Origin of the sequence: Streptomyces sp. NPDC002209, from assembly GCF_042890265.1 — a bacterium.
In the GTDB taxonomy this organism is placed as follows: domain Bacteria; phylum Actinomycetota; class Actinomycetes; order Streptomycetales; family Streptomycetaceae; genus Streptomyces.
The window spans coordinates 21,855-39,781 of record NZ_JBIARX010000030.1 but is presented as its reverse complement, the minus strand read 5'-3'; the positions used below and the strand labels follow the sequence as shown (position 1 = coordinate 39,781).

Here is a 17,927-nt window from a genome sequence, read left to right as displayed (position 1 = left end):
CACCATTCTCGCAGGTGACGCAGCCCGCCGAGGCCGCCGATCGCCCCGCCCGGGCCACCCCACGGGTCGTACCCGCCAGGCCACCCGGCCGCCCGGCCGAGCAGGCCCTCGGGCCGAGCCTGGTCAGGCCGCCGTCAGCGCCGAGCGGGCGTCGATGAAGGCCGCCACTGCGCGTTCCACGTCGGCCGTGGAGTGGGCCGCCGAGAGCTGGACGCGGATGCGGGCCGCGCCCATCGGGACCACCGGGTAGGAGAAGCCGATCACGTACACGCCGCGCTCCAGCAGCAGTTCCGCCATCTTGGCGGCCTCCGCCGCGTCGCCGATCATCACCGGGGCGATGGCGTGGTCGCCGGGGAGGATCTCGAAGCCGGCCTCGGTCATCTTCGTGCGGAAGAGCGAGGTGTTGGCCGCGAGGCGCTCGCGCAGGTCGCCGGCCGACTCCAGCAGGTCCAGGACCTTCAGCGAGGCGGCGGCGATGACCGGGGCGAGGGAGTTGGAGAACAGGTACGGGCGCGAGCGCTGGCGCAGCAGCTCGACGATCTCGGCGCGGGCCGCGACGTAGCCGCCGGACGCGCCGCCGAGGGCCTTGCCGAGGGTGCCGGTGATGATGTCGACGCGGTCCATGACCCCGTGCAGCTCGGGCGTACCGCGGCCGCCGGGGCCGACGAAGCCGACGGCGTGCGAGTCGTCGACCATGACCATGGCGTCGTAGCGCTCGGCCAGGTCGCAGATCTCGGCGAGCGGGGCGACGTAGCCGTCCATGGAGAAGACGCCGTCGGTGACGATCAGCTTGCGCCGCGCGCCGCCCTCGGTGGCCTCCTTCAGGCGGGCCTCGAGCTCGGTCATGTCGCGGTTGGCGTACCGGAAGCGGCGGGCCTTGGACAGGCGGATGCCGTCGATGATCGAGGCGTGGTTGAGGGCGTCGGAGATCACCGCGTCCTCGGCGCCGAGCAGGGTCTCGAAGACGCCGCCGTTGGCGTCGAAGCAGGAGGAGTAGAGGATCGTGTCCTCCTGGCCGAGGAACGAGGACAGCCGCGCCTCGAGCTCCTTGTGCACCTCCTGCGTACCGCAGATGAAGCGGACGGAGGCCATGCCGTAGCCCCAGCGGTCCAGTGCGTCCTTGGCGGCGGCGACGACCTCGGGGTGGTCGGCCAGGCCCAGGTAGTTGTTGGCGCAGAAGTTGAGGACCTCGCCGGGGGCGCCGCCCGCGGTCACCGCGACGGCCGCGTTCTGCGGGGTGCCGATGACGCGCTCGGGCTTGTGCAGGCCCGCGGCGCGGATCTCGTCGAGGGTGGTGCGGAGGTCTTCGCGTACGGACTCGAACATGGGCTTCGGCTTCTCCTTGTGCGGCGGACGAAGGGGGCCGGGCCCCGCGGAGGGGGGAGGGTGGGCGGGGCCCGGCCGGAGGGAGATGGTTCGGTGGGACGGAGGCGGCGAGGAGCGGAGGGCCTGCTGCGCCCTCCGGTCCCGTGGCCCGGGGGCCGTTACGCCGTCCAGTCCAGGATGATCTTTCCACTGCGGGCGGTGGCCGCCTCGTCGAACGCGGCCTCGAAGTCACGGTGCGAGTAGCGGCCGGTGATGACCGGGCTGAGGTCCAGGCCGCCCTCCAGCAGCACCGTCATCGCGTACCAGGTCTCGAACATCTCGCGGCCGTAGATGCCCTTGATCGTGATCATCGAGGTGACGACCTTCGCCCAGTCCACCGGGAACTCCTGCGCGGGCAGGCCCAGCATGGCGATCCGACCGCCGTGCGTCATGTTGTCGATCATGTCGCGCATGGCCTCGGCGCGGCCTGACATCTCCAGGCCGACGTCGAAGCCCTCGCGCAGGCCCAGCCGCGCCTGTGCGTCGGCGATCGTCGCCTTCGAGACGTCCAGCGCGAGCGTCGCGCCGGCCTTGCGGGCGATCTCGAGGCGCTCGGGGCTGACGTCGGTGATGACGACGTTGCGCGCACCCGCGTGCTTGGCCACGGCCGCCGCCATGATCCCGATCGGGCCCGCGCCGGTGATCAGTACGTCCTCGCCGACCAGCGGGAACGACAGCGCCGTGTGGACGGCGTTGCCGAACGGGTCGAAGATCGCCGCCACGTCCAGGTCCACGGCGGTGCGGTGCACCCACACGTTCTGCGCGGGCAGGACGACGTACTCGGCGAAGGCGCCGTCGCGCCCGACGCCGAGGCCGACCGTGCTGCGGCACAGGTGGCGGCGCCCGGCCAGGCAGTTGCGGCACTTGCCGCACACCAGGTGGCCCTCGCCGCTGACGAGCGCGCCGGTCTCGATGTCCCGGACGTCAGCGCCGACGGCGGCCACCTCGCCCACGAACTCGTGGCCGAGCACGAGCGGGGTCTTGACCGCGCCCTGCGCCCAGCCGTCCCAGGAGCGGATGTGCAGGTCCGTGCCGCAGATGCCGGTGCGCAGCACCCTGATCAGAACGTCGCCGGGGCCGTACTCGGGCTCGGGGACGTCCATGAGCCACAGCCCGGGCTCGGCCTTGTGCTTGACGAGTGCCTTCATGGGGGTGGCTCCAGGCATGCGGAGGGGACGTTGCAACCAAGGGGTCGGGTGCGACGTATCGACAAGGACCAATCTGCCGAGCGCGGAGGTGATCAGTCCATCGAGGATTTCTTAAGCGGGTCGACAGCCCAGCTTCACGCCTATGCTCCTCACGTGAAGGGCTGTGGCCTGGGCAGGGGCCTGCGGCCGGGGCAGGGAATGGGGAGGTGAGGGGCGTGCCGAGTCTGCGCAGCAGAGCGCTGTCGGTCGCGCTGATCGCGGCGGGTCGGCGAAGACGGTTCGCGAGTGCCGAGGCGGTACGCGCGCGGGTGGCCGAGTCGGCCCGCCGGCCGGCGTCGCACCTGCCGCCGCGCTCGCTGGGCCGGGTCGCCGAGGTCTCCCGCACCTTCGTCGGTGCCTGGCCGGTGTACGACGCCTCGCCGCGCGGGATCGAGCCCGCGGCCCAGGTGCTGTACGTGCACGGCGGCGGGTACATCAACGAGCTGGTCCGGCCGCACTGGTCGATGATCCGGACCCTGGTCACGGAGGCGCAGGCGCGCGTTGTCGTACCGGCGTACATCCTGGCCCCGCGCGGGACCGCGGACCGGACGGTTCCGGTGGCCGCGGACCTGCTCAGCGGGCTCATTGCGAGCGGCGGAGCGGGCGGCACCGTGCTCATAGGGGACGCGGCGGGAGCCGGGATGGCGCTGGCCGCCGCCCAGCGGCTGCGCGACCGTACGGGGGCGCAGCCGTCGCGGATCGTGCTGATCTCCCCCTGGCTGGACCTGACCATGAGCCACCCGGACCAGGCGGCCATCGAGGCCGCCGACCCGGTGCAGGCGCGGCCGGGGCTGCTGGAGGCCGGCCGGCTGTACGCGGGCACCCTGGCCACCGACGACCCGCAGGTCAGCCCGCTGCACGGCTCGTTCGCGGGGCTGGCTCCGCTGACGGTGTTCACCGGTACCCGGGACGTACTGACCACCGACAGCCGGGAACTGCTGCGCCGGGCCCGTGCGGACGGGGTGGAGGTGGAGTTCCACGAGGAGCCGGGGCTGCCGCACGGGTACCCGCTGCTGCCGGTGCCGGAGGGGCGGGCGGCCCGGGACCGGATCGTGGAGCTGATCAGGTCGGCCGCCGACGAGTGACGGCCCGCCGGGCCGGCGGGCGGGCCGACGCATGGACCGCCCCGGGGGCTGCCGGGTGGGCCGTCACGCCGTGCAGGTCATCAGTGAGCTGATCGGCCAGGCACGGTAGGCGGTCCAGTACGCCTCGTCGCGGGCGCCGTCGGCGGGCGGGGTCCGGTTGGGCTGCCAGCCGACCGTGGAGAAGCCCGCCTCGACGGCGGCCTCGGCAAAGTCGGAGTGCGCCCACTCGCGGAACTCGAAGTCGGCCGGGGGCTGGGTCAGGAACTGCGCCTTCAGCAGCGGCGCGTCGCCTTCGTGGACGCGGTCGACGATCCGTACCCCGTACGGCGACCAGTCGACGTTCGGGTACGCGCCGGCGTTGGGCACGATGGCCAGCAGCCGGCCGCCGTCGCGCAGGTTGGCCCGGATGGACCGGAACATGGCGTGCAGGGCGGACCTGTCGGTGGCGTTGTTGAACAGGTACACGGCGGTCGCCAGGTCGAAGGGGCCCATCTGCGGCAGCTTGGCGGCGTCGGCGACCACGTACTCGATCGACGGGGCTTCGATCGACGCGGAACCGACGGGCGCAGCACCGACGGGCGCGGCTTCGCCCCGCGCCCCCTCGCCGGACACTCGCTCACCGGACACTCGCTCACCGGGCGCCGCCTCGGTGCCGGCGGCCGCTCCGGTGGCCGCCACCGCGCCCGCCCCGCGTACCGGACGGACCGCGCCCACCGCGGCCTCGAACGCGCCGACGCCGTCCGCGCCGATCACCCCGTGGGCGCGGGCCAGCCGGATCATCTCCTCCGAGATGTCCACGCCGACGGCCCGGCGGGCCCCGCCGCGGGCCAGCAGCCGCGTGTTGTAGCCGTATCCGCAGGCCAGGTCGAGGGTGTCGAGCCCACGTACCCCGCCGAGCGCGTCCAGCGCCCCGAGCAGGGTGTGGGTGTCGGCCGCCGAGAAGGCCGCCGTGGTCTTCGACTCCACGAACCGCTCGCCGATGCTGTCGTACGGGAACCGCATGCTCTGCCTTCCGTGGCGGGGTGGGACGCGTGCGTATCGTGCCCCGGAGCGCGGCCGGCGAGGACGTGTGCGGCGGCCCGTCCCCCGGACGGGGGAGGCGTTCGGGTCAGTGCGTACGGCGTACGGGGTGCCCGGCGACCACCGGGAGCAGTTCCCGGGCACAGCCGCGCAGCCAGGCGTGGGCCGGGTCGGCGTCGTGGCGCGGGTGCCAGGCGATGCCGAAGGGCAGGGTCGGCAGGTCGAGCGGGATCTCGAAGGCTTCCAGCCCCAGCTCGGCGGCGAGCGGCACGGCCTGTGCGGCGATCAGGCCGACGAGGTCGCTCTCGCGCAGGATGAACAGCGAGGCGGGGTAGGACCCGACGCTGCCCACCACCCGCCGGGACAGGCCCTGTTCGGCGAGGGCCGCGTCCACCGGGCCCTCCAGCCGGCCGCGCCGGGAGACGATGAGGTGCTCGGCGGCGGCGAACCGGCGCGGGGTGATCCGGCCCCGCAGGAGCGGGTGGCCGGCCCGGGCGACGCCCATCATGTGCTCGTCGAAGAGGTGCTCGACGCGCACTTCGGGAGACCGGCTGTCCACGACGCCGAGTTCGAGGTCGGCGATGCCCTCGCGCAGGGCCGGGACGTCCACGTGGCTCTCGGACAGGAAGCGCAGCCGCACGCCGGGCGCCTCCTTGGCCACCCGGGAGAAGAGGGTGGCCCCGAAGGTGGCGGCGAAGGCGTCGTGGGCCAGCACCGTGAAGGTGCGGGTGAGGGTGGGGAGGTCGACCTGTCCGCCCGTCAGGAAGAGGGCCCGGGCCCGCTCCACGACGGCGCGTACCTCGCCGTGGACGGCGAGGGCGTGCGGGGTCGGGACCATGGTCCGCCCGGCGCGGACCAGCACGGGGTCGCCGAGGGCCTTGCGGATCCGGCCGAGGGTGCGGCTCATGGCGGGCTCGGAGAGGTGCAGCCGGGCGGCCGCGCGGGACACGCTCGACTCCTCCAGGAGGACGTCCAGGGCGACGAGGAGATTGAGGTCCAGCCCGGATTGCGTCACACGCATTCATCCCTTGCAGAACTTGCACTGGAAAGCAGGTCACGCCAACTCTACGGTGAGGCACGGGGGATGACGCCGACCGCGCTCCCCCTCCCCCCACTCTCTCCCCCCGCACCACTTCACCGTCACCGACTCCGAGGAGGAGCCGTGCTCCGCCATGCCCGCGAACGGGATGCCACAGATCCCGCCGCCGTTCCGTCCGCCCCGGCGCCCGCCGCCCTCACCCGGTCCGCGCTGCTCGTCCTGTGCGCCTGCGTACTGGTCGCGCAGGCCATGGTCGCCGCCGTCAACCTGCTGATCCCGCAGCTCGCCGCGTCCGTCCTGCACCCGACCCCCGGCCAGCTGGTGTGGGCGGTCGACGCCTACGTCATCGCCTTCGCCGCGCTGCTCATCCCGGCGGGCGCCCTCGGCGACCGGTACGGCCGCAAGGGCGCGCTGCTGGCCGGGCTCGCCCTGTTCGCCGCGGGCGGGGCGGTCAGCGCGCTCGCCGCGACCCCGGCGGTGCTCATCGCCGGGCGCGGTCTGTGCGGGGCCGGCGCGGCCCTGATCATGCCCGCCACCATGTCCGTCCTGATCCACCTGAGCCCGCCCGAGCGGCGCGGCCAGGTGCTGGCCACCTGGACGCTGGCCGCCGGCCTCGGGGGCCTGGCGGGCAACGTAGGGGGCGGCCTGGCCGGGGAGTACCTGACCTGGCGGGCGCTGTTCTGGGCGGTCGTCCCGCTGGGCGCGCTGCTCGCGCTCACCGTCGCCCGTACGGTCCCGCGCACCCCCGCCCGCTCCGACGCCTCCGTCGACCCGTTCGGCGCGCTGCTGCTGGCCGGGGCGCTCCTCGCGGTCGTCTACGGGATCATCGAGGGGCCCTCGTACGGCTGGACCTCCGCGGCGGTGCTGATCGCCTTCGCCGCGGGCGCCGCGCTGCTCGCCGCCTTCACCGGCCACGCGCTGCGCGCCGCGCACCCGCTGCTGGACCCGCGGATCTTCACCTCGCGCAAGCTGCGCGCCGGGGCGCTCGGCATCGGCGCCGCCTTCTTCGGGCTCTTCTCCCTCTTCTTCGTCAACGCCCAGTTCCTCCAGTACGCGAAGGGCTTCTCGCCCGCTCTCACCGGCCTGGCGATCGTCCCGCTGACCATCGGCATGGCGGTCGTGCCGAAGCTGGGCGCCCGGCTGGCGGAGCGGACCGGTCCGCGGCTGCCGGTCGGCGCCGGGCTGGGCCTGATCGGGGCCGGGCTGCTGATGGTCTCCACCGTCGACGCGGGCACCCCGTACGCCCTCTACGCCTGCTACCTGCTGGTGCTGTCGGTCGGGACGGGCCTGTGCGCGCCGTCGCTGACCCTGACGGTGGTCGCGGAGCTGCCCGCGCACCAGGCCGGGCTGGGCTCCGGGCTGAACACCGCGGCCCGGGAGATCGGCGCGGCGCTGGGGGTGGCGGTGGTCGGCACGGTGCTGGCCTCCCGGTTCCACGGCGATCCGCACGATCCGGCGCAGATCGGCGCCTTCACGGACGCGATGGGAGTCGCGCTGCGCACGGTGGCCGCCGTACTGCTGCTGGCGGCGCTCGCGGTGGTGGCCGGCTACCGGAACGGCGGGGCCACCCGCCGGGGCGCGGGGCGCGGGTGCCGGGATGCAGCGTCCGGCGTCGGGGGCGCATGCTGACTGTGTGACGGCGAGAGCGGACAGCGGCCCCGCCACCGACGCCACGGCCCGCGTGCTCGCACGGGCCTGCGTCGATGCGGTGCAGGCCGTCGGCGGGTTTGCGGGCGGTGTCTACCTGCGCTCCGGCGCCGAAGGAGCGCTGCTGCTCGCCGTGCTCACCGGCCTGCCCGGAAAGCTGTTCCGCCCGTGGTGGCGGATGCACGTGAACCGCCCGTACCCGGTCGCCGAGGCCTACCGCTCCGGCCAGTCGGTGCACCTGCCCGACGCGGATACGGCCATGCAGCGCTTCCCCCAGATGATGGCCGGGCTGCCGTTCCCCTTCGGCTCGTTCTACGAGCCCGTCATGGCCGGGGCGGAGCGGTTCGGGGTGCTGTTCGTGCTGCGCCCCGCGACCCCCGGCGCCTCGGTCGGCGCCGCCGACCGGGAGCGGCTGCGCTCCGCCGCGGACGGGCTGGCCGACGGGCTGGCCGCGCTCACCGCGACCGGGCAACCGGTGTTCTGGAAGGGCGATCCGGTGTGCGTGCCGCCCTCGGACACGGCGCAGGGCGCGCGCGAGGCGGTGGAGCGACTCACGCTGTCGGTGCTCTCCGTGGACCGCGAGGGCAGGATCCGCTACGTCAACCGCGCCGCCGCGCGCCTGCTGGGCCTGGGTGCGGCGGAACTGCGCGGGCGGGTGGTGTGGGAGGCGGTGCCCTGGCTCGGGCAGCCCGCGTACGAGGACCACTTCCGCGGGGTGTTCATGTCCGGCGAACCGGTGCGCTTCCCGGCCCGGCGCGGCCGGCAGCCGGACGGGGACTGGGTGTCGGTGGATCTGTACCCCGGCCCGGACGGGGTGACCGTGACGATCGGTGCGGCCGAACCGCCCGTCTACACGCCCGGGGCCATGGTCCGGCCGGGCGCGGGGCTGGGTTCGCCGGCCGACCGGGCCTCGGCGCTGTACCGGCCGGTGGCCCTCGCGATCGCGCTGACGGAGGCGGTCACGGCCCGCCAGGTGTCGGCGGTGGTCACCCAGGAGCTGCTGCCCGCATTCGGCGGCCGCCAGCTGGCGATCTACCTGCTCAACGAGCGGCATCTGCACCTGGCGTGGGAGACGGGCTTCCCGCAGGGCTTCCTCGACCGGTTCGACGGGGTGGCGCTCGATGTCCGGCTGCCGGGCGTGGAGACGCTGACCACGGGCCGGCCGATGTTCTTCGAGTCGATGGAGCACCTGGCCGCCGCGTATCCCGGGATCCCGCTGGACGCCCACATAGGGGCCCGCGCGTTCCTGCCGCTGATCGCCTCGGGCCGGCCGGTCGGCTCGTGCATCCTCGGTTTCGACGCGCCGCGCGGGTTCAGCCCGGAGGAGCGTACGGTGCTGACCGCGCTGGCCGGGCTGATCGCGCAGGCTCTGGAGCGGGCGCAGCGCTACGACTCCGAGGCGGCGCTGGCCCGCGGACTGCAAGCGGCGCTGCTGCCGCACCGGCTGCCGGTGGGCGGGCACGTGGAGACGGTGGCCCGGTACCTGCCCGGCTCCCAGGGCATGGACGTGGGCGGCGACTGGTACGACGTGATCGAGACGAGCGAGGGCGTCCTGGCCCTGGTCATCGGGGACGTCCAGGGCCACGGGGTGGCGGCCGCCGCGACGATGGGCCAGCTGCGCAGTGCGGTGCGGGCCTTCACGCTCGGCGGCAGTCCGCCGGAGCAGGTGATGGCGGGCACCAACCGGCTGCTGATCGACCTGGACCCCGGCCAGTTCGCCAGCTGCTGCTACGTCCTGCTCGATCCGGCCTCGGGCCGGGCGCGGGCCGTCCGGGCCGGGCACCCGCAGCCGCTGCTGCGCCACGCGGACGGGCGGGCCGAGGTGCTGGACCTGCCGGGCGGGATGGTGCTCGGCATCGACGTGGACGCCGCGTACCCGGTGACGGAGCTGCGGCTGGCGCGGGGCTCGCTGCTCGCCCTGTACACGGACGGGCTGGTCGAGGAGGCGGGGAAGGACATCGACCTCGGTGTGGAGCGGCTGCGGGCGGCGCTGGCCGCGGCCCGGCCGTCGCCGCTGACCGAGACGGCCGACCTGCTGGTGGGCGAGGCGGGCTCGGCGGACCGGCCGGACGACATCGCCCTGCTGCTGGCCTTGCGCACGGGCGGCGGGCCGGCCGCGAGCGGCTGACCCGGAAGGCGTCGCGGGAGCCGTGCCCGCGGCGTCGCGGGTGCCCACTCCTTGGGCAGCTGGTGTCGCCGCGGGCACATGTCGGCAAAGCGGAAGAAAATTCGCCCGCACCGCGCTGCGGTTCCCGCACCCGGACTCTGTGCAGCATTTACGCGGTCTTAACACTGCCGTAGGGCTGCCGCAGTGCCACGGAACGATGGAATCCGCAGGGGAACTGCTATTGACCTGCGGATCTCGCAGGGATTCGATGTCGGCCCGGGAGCCACTGAACCACTCTGCTCACCACCGCCTCGGAGGCGATACCGCTCCCGCACCCTCAGCTCACCGCACCTGCCGATCGGAACCCCGCACCGATGTCTGAAACGATCAGCGCCCCTCAGGCCCTCGCGCCCGCCACCGGGCCCGTCCCCCAGAAGCTCAAGCGTTCCATCGGCGTCGTCGGCGGCACACTGCTGACGCTCTCGTGCGTGACGCCCGCTTCGACCCTGTTCGTCGTCGTGCCCGACCTGTTCGCCAGCCTCGGCACGTGGACCGCCCTCACGATCGCCATCGGCTCGCTGCTCTGCATCGGCGTCGCGTTCTGCTACTCCGAGCTCGGCACCCTGATCCCCAGCGCCGGCGGCGAGTACGCGATGGTGTCGACCCTCGCGGGCCGGCTGGCCGGGTGGCTGGTGTTCGTGCTCTCCCTGCTGGTCGTGATGATCGTGCCGCCCGTGATCGCCATGGGTACGGCCGACTACCTCGCGCCGATCGTGCACATACCGGCCCCGGTCGCGGGCGGCGGCGTGATGCTGCTCGCCACCCTCGCCGGCCTCCTCGACCTGCGGGCCAACGCCTGGATCACCGGCATCTTCCTGGTGCTGGAGGTCGTGGCCGCCGCACTGGTCGCCGTACTGGGCTTCGCGCACAGCGAGCGCGGCGCCGACGCACTGGTGCACGGCACGGTCGCGGCCGAGGGCGGCGGCACCTCCACGGTGACCGCGATGATGGTCGTCTCCGGGCTCGCCATCGCCCTGTTCATCACCCAGGGCTTCTCGACCGCCGTCTACCTCTCCGAGGAGCTCGAGAACCCGCGGCGCAACGTCGCCCGTACGGTGCTCGCCACCCTCGCCATCTCCACGGCCGTCATCCTGATCCCGGTCATCGCCATCACCGTGGGCGCGCCCGACCTCTCCGCGCTGACCGAGGGCGACCTCGGCGGCATGGTCACCGCCTGGTCCAACTCGGCCGTCGGCACCTTCGTCAGCCTCTGCGTGGCGCTCGCCATCGTCAACGCCGGCATCGTCATGGTGATCCAGAACTCCCGCGTGCTGTTCGCCTCGGCCCGCGACAAGGCCTGGCCCGAGCCGGTCAACCACGCGCTGTCCAAGCTGGGCCGCTTCGGCTCCCCCTGGGTGGCCACCCTCCTCGTCGGCGTCCCGGGTGCGGCGCTGTGCTTCGTCAACCTCGACACCCTGTACGGGGTCACCGGCGTCTCGGTGACCGGCATGTACCTGCTGGTCGCGGTGGCCGCGCTGTTCGCCCGGCGCGGGGCGCACCGCGAGGTGGCCGCCTGGCGGATGCCGCTGTGGCCGGCGGTGCCGATCGCGCTGATCGCCGTACTCGCGTACATCCTGACCCAGCAGGAGACCCAGTACCTGCTGTGGACCGGCGGGATCACCGCCGTGGCCACGCTGTACTGGGCGCTGTACCTGCGGCCGCGGCAGGACAGCCGCTGGCTGGTCAGCATCCCGGAGGACGGCGAGCCCGCCGCGCTCTGAACCGCTCCTCGGCGGGGTCGGCGGGATCAGCTCCCGTCGGCCCCGCCGATGCTGTCGACGGCGGGCCGGCCCAGGGTGATGGCCGTGTTCACCAGGCCGACGTGGCTGAACGCCTGCGGGAAGTTGCCGAGTTGGCGGCCGGCCACCGGGTCGTACTCCTCCGCCAGCAGGCCCACGTCGTTGCGTACGGCCAGCAGCCGTTCGAACAGCTCTCGCGCCTCCTTCTCCCGCCCGGTCATGTGGAGCGCGTCGGCCAGCCAGAACGAGCAGGCCAGGAAGGCCCCTTCGTCGCCGGGCAACCCGTCCACCGACGGCCCTTCCGTGCTGTAGCGGCGGACCAGGCCGCTGCTGCCGAGCTCCGCCCGGACCGCGTCGACCGTGCCGATCACGCGCGGGTCGTCGGGCGGCAGGAACCCGACCCGCGGGATGAGCAGGGTGGCCGCGTCCAGCTCGCGGGAGCCGTAGTACTGCGTGAAGGTGCCCCGTACGGGGTCGAAGCCGTGCTCGATCACGTCCTGGTGCACCTGGTCCCGCATGGTCCGCCACCGCTGCACGTCGCCGAGCAGCGAGGAGTCGCTCTCCATCGTGCGCACGGCCCGGTCCGCGGCGACCCACGCCATCACCTTGGAGTGCACGAAGTGCCGGCGCGGTCCGCGCACCTCCCACAGGCCCTCGTCCGGCCGGTGCCAGTTGCGCTCCAGGAAGTCCAGGAGCGCGAGCTGGATCCGCCAGGCGTGCCGCTCCGCGGGCAGTCCGTTCGACCTGGCCAGGTACAGGGAGTCGAGGACCTCTCCGTACACGTCGAGCTGGAGCTGGTCCACGGCCGCGTTGCCGACGCGGACCGGGGCGGAGGAGGCGTAGCCGCGCAGCCACGGCACGTCGAATTCGGGGATCCGCCGTTCGCCGCCGATCCCGTACATGATCTGCAGGTCGGCGGGGTCGCCGGCGACGGCGCGCAGCAGCCATTCGCGCCAGGCGCGGGCCTCGTCGTGGAAGCCGGTCTCCAGGAGGGAGCCGAGGGTCAGGGTGGCGTCGCGCAGCCAGCAGTAGCGGTAGTCCCAGTTGCGGACACCGCCGAGCTCCTCGGGGAGGGAGGTCGTGGCGGCGGCCGCGATTCCGCCGGTCGGGGCATAGGTGAGGGCCTTGAGGGTGATCAGGGAGCGGGTCACGGCCTCCCGGTAGGGGCCCTCGTAGGTGCACTGGGCGGACCAGTCCCGCCAGTCGGCGAGGCCCTGCTCCAGCGCCTCGAACGGGTCGCAGGGCTCGGGGCGCGGCTCGTGCGAGGGGTGCCAGGTCAGGACGAAGGCGACCCGCTCGCCGGCGGTGACGGTGAACTCGGAGCGGGTGCTGTTGGCCTCGCCCCAGGTGTGCACGGGCGGCTCGCTGCGGAACCACAGGGAGTCGGGCCCGGCGACGGCGACCCGGTCGCCGTCGGCGCGCCGGACCCAGGGGACGACGTGCCCGTAGTCGAAGCGCAGGCGCAGCACGCTGAGCACGGTGGCCTCGCCGGAGAGGCCCTCGACGATCCGGATCACGTCGGGTGCGCTGTCGCGCTGCGGCATGAAGTCGACGACCTTGAACGAGCCGCCGTCCGGGGTGTCCCAGTAGGACTCCAGGACCAGCGAGCCGTCGACGTAGGCGCGGCGGGTGCATCGCGCGCCGTCGCCCGCCCCGGCCGGGGCGATGCGCCAGTGGCCGTTCTCCTTGTCGCCGAGGAGCGCCGCGAAGCAGGCGGGCGAGTCGAAGCGGGGCAGGCACAGCCAGTCGATGGACCCGTCGCGGCCGACGAGCCCGCTGGTCATGAGGTCGCCGATGAGTGCGTAGTCTTCGATGGGTTGTGTCATTTGTGCGCTGTTCCCCCGAATGCCCGGGTCCAATCAGCTCTCCTCAGCCTAGGACCCGGACACTTGCTCGCGCGCGCCGGTCAGTTGCGTACGAGGAGCAGCGCGCCGGCGACGATCACGCCGAGGGCGACGGCGAGGGCGCCGTGGGCCAGTCGGTGGCTGCGCAGGACCGGCAGGAAGCGGTCGGCGGCGTACCGGCCGGGGCCGGTGAGGGCGAGGGCGGCGGCGCCCACGGTCAGGAGGAGCTCGTACTCGATGCCCTTCGGGGCGAAGAACGACCCGGCGCCGTGGACGGCGATCGCGTTGATCATGGTGCCGACGACCGCGGCTCCGGCGAGCGGGGTGAGCAGGCCGAGGACGAGGCCGAGGCCGCCGAGGGTCTCGGTCAGGCCGGCGAGCACGGCCATGGCGTCGCCCGAGGGGTAGCCGCTGGCGGTGAAGAACTGGCCGGTGCCGCTGATGCCGCCGCCGCCGAACCAGCCGAACAGCTTCTGGGTGCCGTGGCCGGCCATGGTGAGCCCGAGGACGACGCGCAGAAGGAGCAGGCCGGCGTCGTGGGCGGGGGTGGAGAGGGCGAGCGGGGCGGCCGGGACGGCAGCGGCCTGCGGCTTCGTCGCGGTGACGGAGGGGCTGGTCATGGGGGGGATCCTTCCGGTCGGGCGGTCCGGGGCGGGGACGGAGTAGTTCAAATTCGAACCGCCAGCCCCGACCCTAACCAGTGATTCAAATTGGAACAACCCGTGTACCCTGGGCGCATGGCTGAAACGAGATGGCTGGACGAGCGCGAGATGCGCGCCTGGAGCGGCTTCCTGGCCGCATCCGCCCTGGTGAACCGCCGTCTCGACCAGCAGCTCAAAGACGATTCCGGGCTCTCGCACCCGCAGTACGAGATACTCGTGCGGCTCGCCGCAGCTCCGGACCGCGAGCTGCGGATGACGGAACTGGCCAATGGCCTGATCAATTCGAAGAGCGGGCTGACCTACCAGGTCACCCAGCTGGAGAAGGCGGGCCTGGTCCGCCGCCGCAGCTGCCCCTCCGACGTGCGCGGGGTGTTCGCCGTCCTCACGGACGCCGGCACCGCCCGCCTGGAGGCGGCCGCGCCCGGCCACGTGGCCGCCGTCCGGGAGGCGCTGATCGACGTCCTCACTCCCGAACAGCTCGAGGTGCTCGCGGACGGGCTGGGAGAGGTCAGCCGCCGACTGCGCGAGCACGGCTGACATCACCGCGGATCGACGGATCGGCGGATATCGGTACCGGACGGGGTATAGGGGTGACATGGACGGAACGGTCTGGCTGACGGTCGCCGTGGTCGTCGCCCTCGGGCTGGCGATCGCGGCCGGTGTGCTGCTCGTACGCGTCTTCGCGGCGCGGCGCCTGCTGCTCGACGCCGGGATCCCGCTGCGCGACAAGGCGCTCTTCTGGGTCGCGGTCATCTACACCGTCTCGCCCGTGGACCTGATCCCGGACCCGGTGTACCTCGACGACATCGGCATTCTGCTGCTGGCCCTGCGCTCCCTGCACGCGGCGGCGGGCGCCGTGCGACCCGGCGCGGGCCGTGCCGCGTCCACGGAACCCGTGACGGCCAAGGAGCCGGGCACCGCCTAGATGAGTCATTCCGAAGTGATCAGTGGTCGTAGGCGATCAGGGACCGCGTGATTGGCTGTCCGGTCTTGTGGTTGTGCCAGATTGCTGCGGCCAGTGCGAGGACGCGTTGGGCGACGCGGACGGTGACGCCCTCAAAGGTCCGGCCGCCGTGTTGTTCCAGGTCGAGCTGGCCTTTGAGGGCGTCGTTCACCGACTCACGGGAGACCGGACGCCACCTCATGCCCAGTACCGGACCTCCCGGTCCGCGCTGTGGCCAAGAGCGCCCAGGGCAGCGCGAAGATCTCAGATCTTCCGCCGTCTGCTGCCCGCCGTTGTCGAAGGCTGCGACGACCTGGCCGTCTGCGCGTCCCGGTCCCGGCCCGGTATTGCCCGAACCCCCGTGCCGTGTTCATGCCATCGATGTCATAATCGGACGTTGTGTGGACAACGCTTGCGCCGCTCATCGGCGTCCTGCTCGGCGGGCTCATGTCGATGCTGGCCCAACGCTCGGCAGGACGCGCCCTGGAACGCGGCGAGGCGCGCCGCAGTGTCCGTGAACTTGCCGAGGCGCGCCGCAACGAGCGTCTCACGCACCTCATCGCATTTCTGTCTGCGGTGCAGGAAGCAGAACGAGTCGCGGTGGATCGGTATCACCACAACCTGGCTGACGAGCAGTGGCAGGCCCGGGCAAGGCAGGTCCTTGACAGGGTGTGGGTGACGCAGAAGACGATCCACGTACTGTGCGCGTCCGAGGTCAGCGAAGCGGCACGCAGCCTCGCGTGGGCAGTGCAGGAGGTGATCAGGAAGGGCCCCGAAGACCCGGGAGAGCCACAGGACGAGAAGGTCTGGGCGCACATCCGTCCGAGCCGACAGGCATTCCTTGATCTCGTGCGCGACCAGCTGAGTTGAAGTCCCGGGGAGGGATTCGGCAGCTGCCGTGAGCGGCCCGGGACAAGCGGCACCAGCTCCGGCCTCCATTGTGCGGCGAGCGTCATCTACTTCGCCGGCTTCTCGAGGGACGCAAAGCCCGCCCTGGCGCAGGCAGCATGCATGTCCACGGGCCGGCAGCACGCCATCGAACGGCCCCTTGGCCCATCGGCAAGCTGAGCACGATCACCTCGGAATGACTCGTCCAGGGGGTGTCTTGTGGCGTGACATCCCCCGGATCGGGGAGTGCCGGTGGCCGGTGGCACCATAGCGGCAGGCCTCGTGACGATCTTGACGCCCGGTTCCGCTCCCCCGCCGCCCTGCTGGAGGCCGGACCGGCCCGGGTGCGGGAGTGGCCCGGCTCGGCGGCCGGTGGCGGGGTCGGCCGCGAGGTCTTCACCCAGGCCGAGGCCGTTTTCGGGCAGGCCGAGGTGTCGCGGGCGGAGTTCGCCTCCTGGCTGCACTTCGCCGCGAAGGTGCTGGGGCACGACGCGTACGCGGAGCAGGTCGCCGCGGCCGAGCCCGGCATGCCGTGGCGGACCGTATGGGCCTGGTGGCGGCCGGTCGGGGCCTTCCGGGCCGAGCCGAACCTCAGCGGGGACTCCTCCGCCGACGTGTTCGACGAACCGGGCGGCCGGAGCCTGCTGAAGGTCTGGTCGCTGTGGACCGAGGAGCGCTGGTTCGACCTGGCCACCGGCGAGCCGTGCCCGGCGCCCGCCGCCGGGGAGTTCACCGAGCGCGAGGAGCGGGCCGGGGAGGACGAGCCGTTCCTCTTCGACCGGGACGAGGATGCCTGGGCCCTGCACTGCCCCGGCACCTGGGAGGACCCGGTGCCCCTCGGCGGGGGCCGCTTCCTGCTCTGCGAGGCGCGCGGGATCGTGGTGGTGGAGCGCAACGAGGCGGTGGCGGCGGCAGGCTGGCCCGCCGGCGGCGCCGACACCGGCTCGTGGGACGAGGGCGCGGGCGAGCCCTGGTTCGCGGGCCCGGCGCCCGGCGATACACCGCTGGACGCGGCCCGCATGGAGGCGGTGTTCGGCGCCGGCCGGACGGTCCGCGTCCCGGATGCACTGCTGCCCGCCGCCCTGACGCACGGCCCCACCCGGGAGCTGCTGACCACGGTGGGGCTGCCGCGGCACTGGGCGGCGGGCGTGACCTCGTTCGAGCTCGCCTGGACCGAGGAGGGGCCGCAGGAGCCGCAGCCGGGGGACCCGGAGCCCGACGTCGACTTCGGCGACCTGCTGCACCTGGGGACGTTCGAGCTGGGCTACGCCGACGAGGGCGAGGTGCTCCTCCACCCGCGGACGGGGGCGGTGTCCCTGGTTCGCGAGGGCGAGGGGCCGTTCCCCTTCGCCCGGGACACGGAGACGTTCGTGCGCCTCCTGGAGGCCGTGCGCCGGTTCATGGGGGCGTGCTGGGATCCGTACCCGGGCGAGAGCGGCTCCGGCTCCTTCCTCTGCGAGGTGGCGGAGCTGGAGCCGGACGTCCTGGAGTCCGACGATCCCGAAGAGCCGGGCGCCGCGGTGTGGGAGCACGTCTTCGCGTCCGTCACCGAGCTGAGCGTGTACGGCTACTGACGCGGGCGCGGCGGGCAGGGAGACGTCGGCCGCGGCTCAGCGGACTCCGCGCGGGCGGTACTGGATACTGATGCGCGGGCCGACGGCACGGCGGGACTTGGGCACCGCGTGCTCCATGGTCCGCTGGCAGGAGCCGCCCATCACGACGAGGTCCCCGTGCCCCAGGGGCAGGCGCAGCAGGGTGGGGCCGCCGTCGCGGGGGCGCAGGACGAGATCGCGGGGGTCGCCGACCGACACGATCGCGACCATGGTGTCCTCGGTGGCGGACCGGCCGATGCGGTCCCCGTGCCAGGCGACGCTGTCCCTGCCGTCGCGGTAGAGGCAGAGCCCGGCGGTGGCGAAGGGTTCCCCGAGCTCGGCGGCGTAGTGCCGGGTCAGCGCGGAGCGGGCCTCGGTGAGCGCCGGGTGGGGCAGGGGCTCCCCCTCGTCGTAGAAGGCGAGCAGGCGGGGCACGTCGACCTCGCGCTCGTACATCCGGCGGCGTTCGGCCCGCCACGGCACGTCCTCGGCCAGCCGCTCGAACAGCAGGTCGGCGCCGGAGAGCCAGCCGGGCAGGTGGTCGACCCAGGCGCCGGAGCCGAGCGGGGTGCGGCGCAGGTCCGGGAGCGGGCCGAGGCGGATCTCGTCGCCCTGGTCGAAGAGGGAGCCCTGGAGGCCGGGGGTCGTACGCACGGATCCATCGTAACGCCCCACTCGAACATTCGCTCGATTCAATGGCCGGTACGGACCTCCGCTCCGCGCCCGCATCCCCGCGAGCGGCGCGTCAA

15 protein-coding genes and 1 pseudogene are annotated in these 17,927 nt (G+C 73.3%); 8 read left to right on the top strand and 8 right to left on the bottom strand.

Features of this window, described 5'->3' with window-relative positions; all coding sequences use genetic code 11:
- Window positions 1-123 precede the first annotated feature (123 nt).
- Together ACFYXK_RS32625 and tdh are read right to left on the bottom strand one after the other, a co-directional pair.
- A complete protein-coding gene (locus ACFYXK_RS32625) occupies window positions 124-1,326 on the bottom strand; it encodes a glycine C-acetyltransferase (RefSeq protein WP_389414431.1) in 1,203 nt (400 codons plus the stop codon).
- Between the two features lie 158 nt (window positions 1,327-1,484).
- The gene (gene tdh / locus ACFYXK_RS32620; protein WP_389414430.1) at window positions 1,485-2,513 is read right to left on the bottom strand and encodes an L-threonine 3-dehydrogenase; all 1,029 of its coding nucleotides are present in this window, start codon (window positions 2,511-2,513) and stop codon (window positions 1,485-1,487) included.
- 215 nt (window positions 2,514-2,728) lie between these two features.
- On the opposite strand from tdh, the gene ACFYXK_RS32615 reads away from it, so the two are divergent.
- Window positions 2,729-3,637 carry an alpha/beta hydrolase fold domain-containing protein gene (locus ACFYXK_RS32615; RefSeq protein WP_389414429.1) on the top strand — a complete coding sequence of 303 codons (909 nt, stop codon included), beginning with the start codon at window positions 2,729-2,731 and terminating at the stop codon, window positions 3,635-3,637.
- 63 nt (window positions 3,638-3,700) lie between these two features.
- Here ACFYXK_RS32615 and ACFYXK_RS32610 read toward each other — a convergent pair whose 3' ends face one another.
- Together ACFYXK_RS32610 and ACFYXK_RS32605 are read right to left on the bottom strand one after the other, a co-directional pair.
- Entirely contained in the window at window positions 3,701-4,639 is a 939-nt protein-coding gene (locus tag ACFYXK_RS32610; protein WP_389414428.1) for a methyltransferase domain-containing protein, read from the bottom strand.
- Between the two features lie 106 nt (window positions 4,640-4,745).
- Complete coding sequence (locus ACFYXK_RS32605) at window positions 4,746-5,678, bottom strand: LysR family transcriptional regulator (RefSeq protein ID WP_389414427.1); 933 nt, start codon at window positions 5,676-5,678, stop codon at window positions 4,746-4,748.
- Window positions 5,679-5,819: 141 nt separating this feature from the next.
- On the opposite strand from ACFYXK_RS32605, the gene ACFYXK_RS32600 reads away from it, so the two are divergent.
- From ACFYXK_RS32600 to ACFYXK_RS32590, 3 genes are all read left to right on the top strand, one after another.
- A complete protein-coding gene (locus ACFYXK_RS32600; protein ID WP_389414426.1) occupies window positions 5,820-7,325 on the top strand; it encodes an MFS transporter in 1,506 nt (501 codons plus the stop codon).
- 4 nt (window positions 7,326-7,329) lie between these two features.
- Window positions 7,330-9,471, top strand: coding sequence for a SpoIIE family protein phosphatase (locus tag ACFYXK_RS32595; RefSeq protein WP_389414425.1), 2,142 nt, complete (start codon window positions 7,330-7,332; stop codon window positions 9,469-9,471).
- Between the two features lie 353 nt (window positions 9,472-9,824).
- Window positions 9,825-11,231, top strand: a complete 1,407-nt coding sequence (locus ACFYXK_RS32590) for an APC family permease (protein ID WP_389414424.1) — start codon at window positions 9,825-9,827, stop codon at window positions 11,229-11,231.
- A gap of 26 nt (window positions 11,232-11,257) precedes the next feature.
- On the opposite strand, the gene ACFYXK_RS32585 is transcribed toward ACFYXK_RS32590, so the two are convergent.
- Both ACFYXK_RS32585 and ACFYXK_RS32580 read right to left on the bottom strand, forming a co-directional pair.
- A complete protein-coding gene (locus ACFYXK_RS32585) occupies window positions 11,258-13,075 on the bottom strand; it encodes a glycoside hydrolase family 15 protein (RefSeq protein ID WP_389414423.1) in 1,818 nt (605 codons plus the stop codon).
- An 80-nt stretch (window positions 13,076-13,155) separates the two neighbouring features.
- Window positions 13,156-13,713, bottom strand: a complete 558-nt coding sequence (locus ACFYXK_RS32580; RefSeq protein WP_389414422.1) for a DoxX family protein — start codon at window positions 13,711-13,713, stop codon at window positions 13,156-13,158.
- A 117-nt stretch (window positions 13,714-13,830) separates the two neighbouring features.
- On the opposite strand from ACFYXK_RS32580, the gene ACFYXK_RS32575 reads away from it, so the two are divergent.
- Window positions 13,831-14,292 (top strand): MarR family winged helix-turn-helix transcriptional regulator, encoded by a 462-nt coding sequence (locus ACFYXK_RS32575; protein WP_383511126.1) that lies wholly within the window; start codon window positions 13,831-13,833, stop codon window positions 14,290-14,292.
- Window positions 14,293-14,350: 58 nt separating this feature from the next.
- Window positions 14,351-14,680, top strand: a complete 330-nt coding sequence (locus ACFYXK_RS32570) for a YkvA family protein (RefSeq protein WP_389414421.1) — start codon at window positions 14,351-14,353, stop codon at window positions 14,678-14,680.
- A gap of 19 nt (window positions 14,681-14,699) precedes the next feature.
- On the opposite strand, the pseudogene ACFYXK_RS32565 reads toward ACFYXK_RS32570, so the two are convergent.
- Window positions 14,700-14,876: pseudogene (locus tag ACFYXK_RS32565) on the bottom strand (IS982 family transposase); the annotation flags it as partial.
- Window positions 14,877-15,097: 221 nt separating this feature from the next.
- On the opposite strand from ACFYXK_RS32565, the gene ACFYXK_RS32560 reads away from it, so the two are divergent.
- Window positions 15,098-15,568 (top strand): hypothetical protein, encoded by a 471-nt coding sequence (locus ACFYXK_RS32560; protein ID WP_389414420.1) that lies wholly within the window; start codon window positions 15,098-15,100, stop codon window positions 15,566-15,568.
- 242 nt (window positions 15,569-15,810) lie between these two features.
- Window positions 15,811-17,160: an SUKH-4 family immunity protein gene (locus ACFYXK_RS32555; protein WP_389414419.1), complete on the top strand. Its 1,350-nt coding sequence runs from the start codon at window positions 15,811-15,813 to the stop codon at window positions 17,158-17,160.
- 36 nt (window positions 17,161-17,196) lie between these two features.
- Here ACFYXK_RS32555 and ACFYXK_RS32550 read toward each other — a convergent pair whose 3' ends face one another.
- Window positions 17,197-17,832 carry an alpha-ketoglutarate-dependent dioxygenase AlkB gene (locus ACFYXK_RS32550; RefSeq protein ID WP_389414418.1) on the bottom strand — a complete coding sequence of 212 codons (636 nt, stop codon included), beginning with the start codon at window positions 17,830-17,832 and terminating at the stop codon, window positions 17,197-17,199.
- Window positions 17,833-17,927 lie beyond the last annotated feature (95 nt).